Here is a 12,706-nt window from a genome sequence, read left to right on the forward strand (position 1 = left end):
AGTTACTCCGCCACCGGGTGGGCTTCGGGAGGATCGACGAACGCCGCGCGCGGCGTCCGGCAGGTGCGCAGCAGGTTGGCCAGGGCGTGCACGCTGCTGGTCACCGAGACCACCGGCAGGATCAGCCAGAACCAGAACTTGGGCACGCCCAGGGTTTCCGTGGGCTCCTGATAGATGTAGTTGAAGCTGTCCGCCGCGAAGGTCTCGATGTTGAAATCACTGTGGATCAGCAGCAGCGGATTGAACCAGCGGTAGCACAGCACGATCAGCGCCACGCAGAACCCCAGCACCACCAGATCGGAGATCAGCTGCAGCCCCTTGCGGGCGGCCGGCGGCACCGCGCCGGTGAGCAGCGTCACCGCCACCGCGTCGCGGCTCTTCAGGGTGATGCTCAGGCCCAGCATGGCCAGCCACACCATCATCAACACGGCCAGCTCATCCAGCCAGAAGATCGGCGCCTTGAAAAAGCGCCCAAATACATTCACCAGGATCATGATCGGCAGGGCGACCACAAGAAAGCGGACCATGCCGCGCTCAACGCGGGCAAACCCGTTGCTCAACGCCTCAATCATAGGGGGAGTTCCTGACGGTGATTCTTTCGGACACCGGGCCGCCGGGGCGGCGGCCCGGGCGGCCTCAGAGTTGCCCGGCTTCCTTGCGAAGCTCGGACAGAACCGGGGCCTTCTTGGTCCAGATCCGTTCCCACTCATCCAGCTTGTCGCCGAAGTAGTCGGGACCGGCTTCCACCACGTTGACCCCTTCGCTTTCGATGTCGGCGCGGGTTTTCTCGCCGAACGCCATGTAGTAGGCGGCCAGCTCGCCCAGGTGCTTGCGGGTCAGTTCGCGGAGAACGTCCCGGTCCGGCTCGCTCATGCCGGCCCAGGTGCGGCCGGATACCAGCCCCACCACCGGGAACATCATATGGCCGCTGAGCAGCAGGGTTTTGGCGCGCTCATAGAGACGCAGTTTCCAGACCAGTTCCAGGTCGGCGTCGACGCCGTCCACCTGACCGTTGGCCAGGGCGTCGTACACGTCGGTGAGCGGCATGGGCGTGGATACGGCGCCCAGCAACCGGTAGAAGTCCTGCACCGGCGGGAACGGGGTGATGCGGATCTTGCGGCCTTCCAGGGCGGCCACGTTATCGGAGGGGAAAGCGTTGAGCATCATGCGCATGCCGGCCACGCCATAGCCCAGGCCCACGGTGCCGGTCTTGACCGGCAGCTTTTCCAACAGCCCCTGGGCGGCGGGGCCCCTGAGCAACTGGTCCGCCTGCTTCTCGTTGTCCACCAGATAGGGCGCGAACAGGGCGCCGAACTCGGGCACCCGGTTGACCACCTGGGCCACGGTCATGAACGACATATCCAGCGCGCCGGTCTGCATCTGCTGCAGCATTTGCGCTTCGCTGCCGAGCTGGCCGGCGGGGAACAAGGTGACGCTGTAACGGCCGTCGGTGCGCTGCTCCAGTTCCTTGCCCATCTCCCGGGCGGCCTGACTCCAGGCGTGGTCGCCGGGCACGATCAATCCGAGTTTCAATTCCTTGGCGCCGACTACCGTGCTAAATGCCAGGACGGCCACACAGATCAAGGCTCGAAAGCAAAGGGTTGTTGTATTCATCGCACTACCTTTTTTCTGCAAGTATTTGTTTTTAGTTATTTCCTGATCTGAAAGGACGCTATCACAGCGCCCTGAAAGCCGCCCATTAACTTATAGTGATTCGTCCAATCACCGAACATTATGGAAAGGCACGACGCTTTTTTCTTATATGGCGGAACAATGTATGGCGTGGCGCGGGGCCGTGATATCGCCGGCGCTGATGAAGCGCATCAGAAATGCTTAATAGGAAGGTGGCAAACCGGCTTATAGCATGGCGGGCAAACAAAAACGGACAAAGGATGATGACATGCCCACCCTGCCCTCCGACACGACCCGGCCGGACAGCCCGCCCGGAACCAGCCTGCGCGGCTGGCTCGATCACCTGCAGCAAAGCGGGCGGCTGAGCGTGATCCGTCCGGGGACCGATCTGCGTTTCCAGGTGGCCGCCATCGCCAACCGGCTCGACAGTCACAGCGCTTCCCTGTTTCTTGAACCCGGTGGCCACCCGATTCCAGTGATTTCCGGCCTGCTTTCCGATCGCGGCTGGATGGCCGAGGCCATGGGCGTGGCGCCCGCCGACGTGCTGGCCCGCTTCCAGGACGCCAGCCTCAATCCCATCGCCTGGCGCGAAGTGGACGAGGCACCCTGCCAGGACGTGGTGCACCGGGAGGTGGACCTGCTGAAACAGCTGCCCATCCCCACCCACAACGAACACGACAGCGGCGCCTACATCACCGCCGGGCTGCTGATCAGCCGCAACCCCCGCACCGGGGTGCAGAACGTGTCCATCCACCGGCTGCAGGTGAGCAGCGCCAACCGGCTCGGCGCCCTGCTGCTGCCGCGCCACACCCTGGCCTATTTCCAGGAGACGGAAAGCGCCGGTGAGGATCTGGAAGTGGCCGTGGTGGTGGGCAACGATCCGCTCACGCTGATGGCGTCCCAGGCCATCGTGCCGCTGGATCACGACGAACTGGAAATCGCCGGTGCCCTGCACGGCGAGCCGCTGAAAGTGGCGCAATGCGTGACCAACCGCATCCGCGTGCCCGCCGACGCGGAGATCGTTATCGAAGGCCGGCTGCTGGCCCACACCCGCGAGCAGGAAGGCCCCTTCGGTGAATTCCCCCAGTACTACGGCGAGCGGGCCGAACGGCACGTGATCGAGGTGGACGCCATCACCCACCGTCAGGCGCCCATGTTTCACACCATCGTTGGCGGTGGCCTGGAGCATCTGTTGCTCGGCGGCATCCCCCGCGAGGCCACCATGCTGGCGCATCTGCAGCGCAGTTTCCCGTCGGTGCGCGACGTGCATCTGGCCCGTGGCGGTGTGTGCCGCTACCACCTGTACGTGCAGATCGACAAGCGCTCCGAGGGCGAAGGCAAGAACGTCATCCTCGGCGCCCTCGGCGGCCACTACGACATCAAGCACGTGGTGGTGGTGGACACCGACGTGAACATCCACGACCCCAACGAAGTGGAATGGGCGGTGGCCACCCGCTTCCAGGCCGACCGCGACCTGGTGCTGGTGCACGACAGCCAGGGCTCCAAGCTGGACCCGTCCACCCGCGACGGCGTCGGCTCGAAGATGGGCTTCGACGCCACCGTGCCCCTGGACGCCCCGACCATGCGCTTCAAGCGCATCCGTGTTCCCGGTGAGCAGGACGTGGATCTTGCCGCCGTCAGCGAACCCGCCGGCGACGACTGGCAGCATCGGCTCGCCCCCTCCCGTTAACCTCGGTGCCGGCCGTCGCCCTCGTGGTGGGAGGCGGCCGCGCCTTTTTTTGGGACGCCTCCCAGGAGAACAACAACATGCAGGTACGACATCACATCAATGGCGACTGGCTCGACGGCGACGGCTGGGTGGACAGCCTGGACCCGGCCACCGGTGAACGGCTGGGCGCCTTCGCGGAAGGCGGCGAGGCCCAGGCCCGGGCCGCCGTGGACGCCGCCACGGCCGCCTTCGCCCAGCCGCTGTGGAGCCAGAATCCCCGTCTGCGCCAGCAGGTATTGCTGGCCTGGGCGGCGGCGCTGGAGCCGCGCCGCGATGAACTGGCGCGCCTGCTGACCCTCGAGAACGGCAAGCCCCTGGCCCAGTCCCTGGGCGAGATCGGCGGCGCCATCTCGGAAATTCTCTATTACGCCGGCCTCGCCCGGCACAACCCGGGCCCGGCCATGGAAGTGGCCCCCGGGGAATTCTCCGCCCTGTTCCGCGAGCCCGCCGGCGTGGCCGGGCTGATCATCCCCTGGAACGCCCCCGCCGTGCTGCTGATCCGCGCCCTGGCCCCGGCCCTGGCGGCGGGCTGCACCACGGTGGTCAAGCCGGCGCCGCAGACCGCCCTGTTCAACGCCGCCATTCTGGAACCGCTGCTGGCCCTGGACGCCCTGCCCGCCGGGGTGGTCAACCTGTTCATGGAAAGCGGCCATCAGGGCGCCGCCCATCTGGTCACCAGCCCGCGGGTGGACGTGCTCAGCTTTACCGGTTCCACCGCCACCGGCACCCGCATCATGCAGGACGCGGCGCCGACCATGAAAAAGCTGTCCCTGGAACTGGGCGGCAAATCCTGCTGCCTGGTGTTCGAGGACGCGGACGTGGACGCTATCGCGCCGCGGCTGGCGGCGGCGGCCACCATCATCTCCGGGCAGCAGTGCACGGCGGCGCGCCGGGTGCTGGTGCACGCCAGCCAGCTGCCGGCCATGAAGACCGCCCTGCGCGCCGCCCTGGCCGCCCTGCCCCTGGGCCACGGCCTGGCGCCGGACAGCCGCATCGGCCCGCTGATCGACCATCGGGCCCGGGATCTGGTGGGCCGCCGCATGGACGAGGCGGAGCAGAGCTGCGACCAGGTGATTCTCGCCGGCGGCCAACCGGGCGATCCCGCCCTGCGGGACGGCGCCTTCCTGTTGCCCAGCCTGATCCATCACCGCGACAGTGGCGCCTTCTTTTGCCAGGAGGAAATTTTCGGCCCGTTACTGGTGCTGGAGGCCTTCGAGGACGAGGCGGAAGCGGTGGCACGCGCCAATCACACCGAGTTCGGATTGTCCGCCAGTGTCTGGACGCGGGACGGTGCCCGCGCCTTGCGCGTGGCCCGGGCGCTCCGCGATGGTACAGTATGGATCAACGACCATAACAAGCTGTTCGCCGAGGCGGAGACCGGTGGCTATCGCAAGAGCGGCCTCGGCCGCCTGCACGGCTTCGATGCGCTGATGGACTTCACCGAGCTGAAGCACGTCTATCAAAACGTCGGTACGGTCTGAACCCACCCCGCCGAGGCCGCCATGGAGCTACGCCAGCTGAAGTACTTCACCTGTCTGTACGAGGAGGGCTCGGTGACCCGCGCCGCCCAGCGCCTCAATATCGTGCAGCCGGCGTTGTCCATGCAGATCTCCAAACTGGAGGAAGAGCTGGGCCAGGCCCTGTTCGAACGCACCTCCAAGGGCATGATTCCCACCGAGGCCGGCGAACAGGCCTACCGCCTGTTCATGCCGCTGCTTGGCGAGCTGCTGGAGGCCCGCCAGACGCTGATCCATCGCAACGGCGAAATCAGCGGCCGCATCAACGCCGGGCTGATCGCCTCGGCGGCCAACCAGGCCCTGGCCAGCACCCTGGCCTACTTCGTCGAGCATCACCCCAACGTGGATCTTCAGGTCAGCTACGGCTACAGCCAGAACCTGATCGACCGGGTGCTGGCCGGCGATCTGGATTTCGCGGTGATCAACCAGGCCTTCCAGCAGGAACGGCTCAACCGCATCGACCTGGTGGACGAAGAACTGCTGGTGGCCACCGGCGCCGCCAACCGGCTGCGGGTGCCGGCGCCGGTGCCGCTGGCCGCCCTCGGCGGCATGAAGCTGGTGCTGCCGTCGCGCCTGCACGGCCTGCGCATCGTCATCGACCAGGCGCTGGCGGCCCTGGGTCTGGAGGTGACGCCGCATCTGGAGCTGGACGACCTCACCGTCATCGAAAGCTTCCTGCGCCGCAGTGACTACGTCAGCGTGCTGCCCGCCACGGTGCTGCGCCAGGGCCTGGAGGAAGGCGCCCTGCGCGGCTATCCTCTGGACCGCCCGGGCCTCACCCGTCGCATGGTTTGCGTGCACGACAGCCGGCGGCCGCTGACGCCGGCGGCGCATCTGTTCGTCGACATCATCGGCAAGACCCTTGCCACCGGTCTCAACGCCATTCATTTCTACAAGGAAGGCGCCAGCCAGGATCCCGACCATGAACTCGGTTAATACCCGTCCACAACGACTGATCATCGGCATTTCCGGCGCGTCCGGCGCCATCTACGGCGTGCGCCTGCTGGAACTGCTGCGCGATACCCCCATCGAGACCCATCTGGTGGTCAGCAAGTCCGCGCTGATCACGATTTCCCACGAAACCGGCCTGTCCTGGTCCGATCTCAAGCCGATGGCCTCGGTGTGCTATTCCAATCAGGACATCGGCGCCGCCATCGCCAGCGGCTCGTTCAAGACCCTGGGCATGATCGTGGCCCCCTGCTCCATGCGCTCCATGTCGGAGATCGCCAGCGGCGTCACCTCCACGCTGCTGACCCGCGCCGCCGACGTGGTGCTCAAGGAACGGCGCCGGCTGGCGCTGATGGTGCGCGAGACGCCCCTGCACCGGAACCATCTGCGCACCATGACCGACCTGACCGAGCTGGGCGCCATCATCGCGCCGCCGGTGCCGGCCTTTTACGCCCTGCCCAAAACCCTGGACGAGATGGTCGATCACAGCCTGGGCCGGGTGCTGGACCTGTTCGACATCGAGCTGGGCATCGTGCGGCGCTGGCGCGAACACGACGCCGGCTCCGCCACCGATCCGGCGGACGACGACCATGCAGCCTCTTGACCTGCAGGTGATCGAGCAGGCCCTGAGCTGGGCCGCCGACGGCCACCCGGTGTGGCTGTGCACGGTGCTGTCCACCTACGGCTCGGCGCCCCGTTCCCCGGGGGCCATGCTGGTGGCCCGCGGCGACGGCGCCCATGTGGGCTCCCTGTCCGGCGGCTGCGTGGAAGAGGAATTTCTCGAGGGGCTGGCGCGGGGCGGATTCCCGGCCCCGGCCCAGGTGGTGCGCTACGGCGAAACCGAGGACGAACGCCAGCGGCTGGAACTGCCCTGCGGCGGCAGCCTGCAGGTGCTGGTGGAACGCCGGGCGGCCACGGCGGACTGGATCGAGCACCTGACCACCCTGCGCTACACCCTGCTCGGCCAGCACCGCCGGGTGCGTCACGTGGATCTGAGCAGCGGCGCCCTGGCCCTGGGCGCGGACCAGGGCGGCGAAGCGGCGCGGCTGCTCGGCGAGCGGGTGGAAATCCGCATCGGCCCGGTGCTGCGCCTGCTGCTGGCCGGCGTATCGCCGGTGGCGCGGGTCTGCGCCAGCTTCGCGGTGGAGCTGGGTTGCGAGGTGATCGTCTGCGACCCCCGCGAAGACAAACAGGGCGTGCTGGCCGCCGGCGTTCCGGTGCGCCCGGTGATGCCCTCGAAATTCATCGCCGAGGGCGGCTGCCACGACACCACCGCGGTGGTGGCGCTCACCCACGACCCGCGCATCGACGATCTGGCGATGATGGAGGCGGTGCGCACGCCGGCGTTCTATATCGGCGCCATGGGCTCCCAGCGCACCTCCGAGCGCCGCGCCGAGCGGCTGCGTCGCATCGGCGGGCTGAGCGACGCGGACATCGCCCGCATCCGCATGCCCATCGGTCTCAACCTGGGCAGCAAGACGCCGGCGGAAATCGCCCTGGCGGTGATGGCCGACGTGCTGCGCGTGTACCGCGGCAAGTCCCGCGACGAACTGTAGCGTCAACAGGCCCGAGAGGAAGCCGACCATGTCCATTGCACAACGCGTCTTTCACGGTTCGTTCGGCCGGGTCGCCCTGCTCGACATGGACCACACGCTGGTGACCCACTCCCACCATGAATGCCATGTGCTGGTAAAAGCGGCCGGCGCCGATACCTTTTTCAACGTCAATGGACGGCGGGTTCCGCTCACCGACCGCCAGGCGGTGCTGGTCAATGCCTGGCAACCGCACTTCTACGATCACCAGAGCGGCGCCGGCCCCACCCAGATCCTGGCGCTCTACATCGAGCCATCCTGGCTGGCGGAGATCCAGCATTCCCTGGCGCTGAGCGCTCATCCAGGCTTTTTCACCCAGTCCGGCATCGAACTGAACAGCAAGAACCGGCGCCTGGCGGATCTGCTGATCGCCGAGGCCTATTCGCCGGAGCTGGTGCCTCGGGAACGCATCGAATCCCTGCTGTTCGACTTTCTGATCGAGCTGATTGAGGACCACTCCGAGTGGCGCCAGCTGCGCCGCCTGGGCGCCGGTTCCCGGCTCGGTTTCCAGGACACCCGCATCCGCCGCGCCTGCGATTATCTGCGCACCCACTTCAACGATCCGGAGTGCCTGACCAACGCCGCCCGCGCCGCCAACCTGTCCCGGGCCCACTTCTTCACCTTGTTCCGGCGCGACACCGGCATGTCGCCCATGCTGATGCTCAACGACACCCGCATGCGGCGCGCCTTCGACTGGCTGGAAACGGAACGCAACGGCACCCTCGGTCAGTTGGCCGAGGACCTGGGCTTCTCCGAACAGGGCCATTTCACCCGCTTTTTCCAGCAGCATATCGGCGCCGCCCCGAGCCAGTACCGGCGCGTGATCGACACCTACGCGGCCCGCTGACGGGGCCGGCCCCACCGGTCCACGGCCCGAATCCGGGCCGTTTCCCCCGGCCGGGGTAAAAGCTTTATAAAAACCCGCCGACGACCCGCTTGTCTCACGCCTCCTTCATTGACTCAGACCTCACCATAGGCAAATGTAATCGACACACTGAACGCCGCTGCATAGCCGGCGGCCCTAGCACGGAGGCACCATGACGCCATCGGTAACCGTTGAGGGAAACGAACCGCTCAGTAACGGTCGTTTTCGTCTGCACGACCCGGTGGAGGACGCGCGGCACCTTCTCGATACCGCGCGCAACGGCGACGGCCGTGCCCAGGCCCGCCTGGCGTTGCACCGGACTTCCTCCGCAAGCACGCCCCTGGAGATGAAGGACGCCCTGCACACCGTGGCAAGGGAAATGGGTTTCCTCGGCTGGCAAAGCTTTGAACAGTATGTGAATGAACTGGACGCCGCCGAACGGCGCTCCGGCAACACCGTGGACGGCGAACAGAACACCGTGCATATCCGTTGCGGCGACGATCTGCGCGACAGCCTGCCCCGCTGCGGCCTGCACGGCCGCTGTCTGACCTTCGCCGATCCGTTCTGCGTGGGGCCGGTGCAACGGCCCTCCGACGGCGACCGCTTCGTGGAGGACCGCTCCCGGTTCCTGTCCGAGGCCCTGCATCTGGACCCGCAACAGACCCTGGACCGGCAGCGCCGGGAGTACCGGGAACTGGGTGAGGTAGGCGGCGAGGAACGGGTGGTGCTGTGGTTCGAGCACGACAGCTACGACCAGCTGATTCTCGCCTACGTGCTGGAGCATTTCGGCCGGCGCTGGCCCCGGGTGCGGTTGGAACTGGTGGCCACCGACGCCATTCCCGGCGTCAAACGCTTCGTGGGCCTGGGCCAGCTGGCGCCGGAGGTGCTGGGGTGGCTGTGGGACCGCCGGCAGCCGGTGGAAGAACCGCTGCTGGTGCTGGGCCGCCGCGCCTGGCGCTCGATCAGCGACGAGACGCCGGAAGCCCTGGACCGGCTCACGCAACGCAATACACCGGCGCTGCCGATGCTGGGCCGCGCCCTGCGCCGCCATCTGCTGGAGCTGCCCGATGAGGAAACCGGGCTGGGTCTGAGCGAACAGCTGATCGTGCAGCTGGTGGCCGAGCGCGGGCCCAAACCCGCCGGCGAGGTTTTCCGGGATCTGATGCTGGAACGGGAGCCGCTGCCCTATCTCGGCGACAGCCTGTTCCATTGGATGCTGCAGCCGCTGCTGTCCGGGCCGTCCCCGGTGCTGGAATGGCACGGTGACGATGACGGACGCTGGCAGGACCGGGACCTGGCCATCACCGACCATGGCCACGCGGTGCTCAGCGGCCACCAGAACTGGCTCGACACTCATCCGCCCCGACGCTGGGTGGGCGGCGTGCCGGTGGATGGGGATCGGCAGAGCTGGTGTCTGAACAAAGCCAACGGCCGGCCGCAGCGGCGGCCCGCCAATTCGCTTTAAGGATGGGTGATTCGCCGTGATGCCGGTGGCTTAAGCCACCGCCGGTGATACCGCCCCCCGCGGCATCACCGACCCCGGTGGCGATGCATCCGGCATCGCCACCCCTGGCGACACGCCTCCCCTTCCGGCGTGGTCGCCCCCAGTTCGATACCGGCGGCGCAATCACACACCCGCATCGACCGGCTCAGTATCGGCCTCCCGAGGCGACAGTGTCAGTCTCATTTCTCTCAAACCTCTCACGCGTTTTCCTCATCCGGGTTCCCGCACCTGGCCGGTGAACACCACGCCCTTGCCGAAGATCGAGCGGATCGGAAGATCGATCCCCTGCTCCCGGGCCTTGCGCCGCAGCCGGCTGAGAATCACGTCGATACGATGGGTGTCCGGGTGCGGCGCGTGGGCGAACAGGAGGTCGTGCAAGGCCTCCTTGCTGAACACCTGGTGCGCCGCGCGCAGCAGGATTTTCAGCAGTTCCGCTTCCTGCTGGGACAGGGGCACCTGGCGATCGCCGGGCGCCCGCAGACGCCCCCCGGCGGCATCCAGACACCAGGCCCCGGGCCCGTCGCCGTGGCGCACCCGGCCCGGGTCCGCCTCGGCGGCCTGGCGCAGGCGGTGGCCCAGGGTGTCCAGGGAACGGTGCAGCTCGGCAAAATTGAGCGGTTTCACCAGAAACAGGTCGGCGCCCAGGTTCAGCCCGCGCAGCCGCTCCGGCTCGCCGCCCTTGGCGGTGATGATGATGATGCCGTAGCCGGTCAGTTGGTGCAGGTATTCCACCACGCTGAAGCCGTCCTCGCCGGGCAGGCCCAGATCCACCAGCACGATGTCCACCGGATTGCGGTGCAACTGCCGCCAGAACGCCTCGGCGCTGTCCGCGCCCCACACGGCGTAGCCGTTGTGACGCAGAAAAAACAACAATTCCTCGCGCAGGTCGTCGTTGTCCTCGACGATGGCGAGGCGTGGCGCGGTGTTCTCCATCAGAGCGATACGTCCTCCGGCAGCAGCGGTAAGGTGAAAAGAAAACAGCAGCCCGGGCCTTCGTCATCCGCCAGCACCAGGTCCCCGCCGTGGGCGCGGGCGATGCGGCGGCTGACAAACAGCCCCAGGCCGACCCCGCCCTGCCGACCGCCGGGCGAGGCCGGCGTGGCCCGGCGATAACGCTCGAACACCAGCGCCCGCCGATCGGCGGCGATGCCCGGTCCGTGATCGCGGATCGCCACCCGCCAGGCGGTACCCTGGCGGCTGATGTCCACCCACGGCTCGCCGTCGCCGTGCTTGACCGCGTTGTCGATCACGTTGGACAGGGCGATGCGCATCATCGCCGGATCCAGCCAGGCCGGCAGCGGCGCCGGCGGATCGGAGGGCGCGCGCCCCTCCACGGTCAGCCGCCAGTTGTGTCCGGCCGGCTGGACCAGCGAGGCCGCCTCGATGACCAGCTCCCGCAGACACACCCGGCGCCGGTCCACGGACAGGTCATCGGCGTCCAGCCGGGCGTCCGCCAGACAGTTGTCGGTGAGCTGCACCAGCCGGTCGGTGGCGCGGCCGATCTTGTCATAGCGGCTGGTGTGGCGCGGGTCCGGCGCGCCCAGATAACGCAGATTCTGCAAGCTGGCGGCGATGATCGCCAGCGGCGTGCGGAACTCGTGGGCCACCAGCCCCATGAACTGGCGCTGATTGAAGCGCGCCTCCCGCTCCACCTCCAGGGCCCGTGCCAGCTGATGCTTTTCCTGCTCGCGCAGGTGCCGGATGCGCACCTGATAGACCGCCAGCCCGGTGACCATCAGCATGTTCACCACCAGGGCGTACTGCCAGACCACGTAGATCTCCTCGCGAAACGGAATCCACCCCACCGCCGAAAACAGGCCGAACAGACTGGCCAGCATACAGATCAGGGGGCTCAGGCCCAGCAACACCGAGGACAGTTGAAAACGGTCCCGCCACCAGATGTACCCGCAGGCCAGCAGGAACACCGCGCCGGTGGTCAGATAGACCAGGGTATGAATGCGGATCGCCGCGCCGTAAAGATCCAACGGCACGCTCAACAGCAGCACCAGAATCAATCCGCAGGCGGCCATCAGCAGACGATGCGCCCAGGGCAGCCGCCGCCGCAATTGCAGCGCCTCGGAGGCCATCCACAGCAGCAGGCCGTAGGACGCCAGGGTGAGCAGACCGGTCAGATAATGCTGCAGCCGCCAGCCCACCTCCGGCACCAGCCAGGCCACATAGCCTTGCACGCACGCCACCAGCACATAGGCGGCGGAAATACCGGTCACCGACCACAACAGGCGACTGCCCAGCACCACCGCGAGCACCAGGGCGAGCAGCGCGGAGAGCGTGGCGAGCCCGAAATAGAAACTCCAGAACCCGGCATCCCGGGCCGCCGCCGGCAGAAACTCCCGGGGCGACCACAGTTTCATCTGCAGCAATACGGCGCTGCTGCTGGCCACCCGCGCCAGCATCTCGTAGCCGCGCGGCTCCGCCGGCAGCACGAACAGAGGGAAGCGGTGATCGATGTCGCCGATGGGGCCGTCGAAGGTGTCCCCGGCCCGCCGTTGCCGCCAGGGACCGTCACCGCCGAGGGGGCGGATGAACAACCGGATGTCGTCGAGAAAGGCGGGCTTCACCTCCAGCCAGTGTTCGCCGTCGGCGACCCGGTCCGGCGGCAACGTGAACCTTAGCCAGAAGGCGGTGCGGGTGTAACCCCGGGAAAACACCTCGCGGTGCGCGGCGCCGTCGCGCAGCGCCGGCAGCACCTGCTCCAGGGTGGCGGAACCGCCGGGATCGGCCACCAGGGTGTAGGGCAGATCCGCACCCAGCCGCGCCGGCGACGCGGCCGCCGCCGTGCTCAACAACAGCCCCAGCAGTATCACCAGGGCGAACCCGGCGGGCAGAAACGCCGGCCTGGTCGAGGCCGGCGGTGGTCGCCTGAACATCAAAAGCAGGTCCCCTCCCGCGGGGACCCGT

General features: G+C 67.5%; 11 protein-coding genes. 7 read left to right on the forward strand and 4 right to left on the reverse strand.

Annotation, left to right across the window (positions count from 1 at the left end):
* Positions 1-2: 2 nt before the first annotated feature.
* A complete protein-coding gene (locus IM760_RS07425) occupies positions 3-572 on the reverse strand; it encodes a TRAP transporter small permease (RefSeq protein WP_204427999.1) in 570 nt (189 codons plus the stop codon).
* A 64-nt stretch (positions 573-636) separates the two neighbouring features.
* Complete coding sequence (locus IM760_RS07430; RefSeq protein WP_239549674.1) at positions 637-1,533, reverse strand: TRAP transporter substrate-binding protein; 897 nt, start codon at positions 1,531-1,533, stop codon at positions 637-639.
* A gap of 367 nt (positions 1,534-1,900) precedes the next feature.
* Between IM760_RS07430 and IM760_RS07435 the strand changes: the two genes are divergently transcribed.
* From IM760_RS07435 to IM760_RS07465, 7 genes are all read left to right on the forward strand, one after another.
* A complete protein-coding gene (locus IM760_RS07435; RefSeq protein ID WP_204428001.1) occupies positions 1,901-3,322 on the forward strand; it encodes a UbiD family decarboxylase in 1,422 nt (473 codons plus the stop codon).
* Between the two features lie 77 nt (positions 3,323-3,399).
* Positions 3,400-4,842, forward strand: coding sequence for an aldehyde dehydrogenase family protein (locus IM760_RS07440; RefSeq protein ID WP_204428002.1), 1,443 nt, complete (start codon positions 3,400-3,402; stop codon positions 4,840-4,842).
* Between the two features lie 21 nt (positions 4,843-4,863).
* Positions 4,864-5,814 (forward strand): LysR family transcriptional regulator, encoded by a 951-nt coding sequence (locus tag IM760_RS07445; protein ID WP_204428003.1) that lies wholly within the window; start codon positions 4,864-4,866, stop codon positions 5,812-5,814.
* Entirely contained in the window at positions 5,801-6,430 is a 630-nt protein-coding gene (locus IM760_RS07450; RefSeq protein WP_204428004.1) for a UbiX family flavin prenyltransferase, read from the forward strand. Before IM760_RS07445 ends, IM760_RS07450 begins: the two co-directional genes overlap by 14 nt.
* Complete coding sequence (locus IM760_RS07455; RefSeq protein WP_204428005.1) at positions 6,417-7,382, forward strand: XdhC family protein; 966 nt, start codon at positions 6,417-6,419, stop codon at positions 7,380-7,382. The genes IM760_RS07450 and IM760_RS07455 overlap by 14 nt, the downstream gene beginning before the upstream one ends.
* A gap of 28 nt (positions 7,383-7,410) precedes the next feature.
* Entirely contained in the window at positions 7,411-8,265 is an 855-nt protein-coding gene (locus IM760_RS07460; RefSeq protein ID WP_204428006.1) for a helix-turn-helix transcriptional regulator, read from the forward strand.
* Between the two features lie 190 nt (positions 8,266-8,455).
* Positions 8,456-9,748: a DUF1835 domain-containing protein gene (locus IM760_RS07465; RefSeq protein WP_204428008.1), complete on the forward strand. Its 1,293-nt coding sequence runs from the start codon at positions 8,456-8,458 to the stop codon at positions 9,746-9,748.
* A gap of 249 nt (positions 9,749-9,997) precedes the next feature.
* On the opposite strand, the gene IM760_RS07470 is transcribed toward IM760_RS07465, so the two are convergent.
* A complete protein-coding gene (locus IM760_RS07470; RefSeq protein ID WP_204428010.1) occupies positions 9,998-10,720 on the reverse strand; it encodes a response regulator transcription factor in 723 nt (240 codons plus the stop codon).
* Complete coding sequence (locus IM760_RS07475) at positions 10,720-12,675, reverse strand: sensor histidine kinase (protein ID WP_204428012.1); 1,956 nt, start codon at positions 12,673-12,675, stop codon at positions 10,720-10,722. The genes IM760_RS07470 and IM760_RS07475 overlap by 1 nt, the downstream gene beginning before the upstream one ends.
* Between the last annotated feature and the right edge of the window lie 31 nt (positions 12,676-12,706).

The sequence above is a fragment of the Alloalcanivorax marinus genome (assembly GCF_016906305.1).
GTDB classification, from domain to species: domain Bacteria; phylum Pseudomonadota; class Gammaproteobacteria; order Pseudomonadales; family Alcanivoracaceae; genus Alloalcanivorax; species Alloalcanivorax marinus.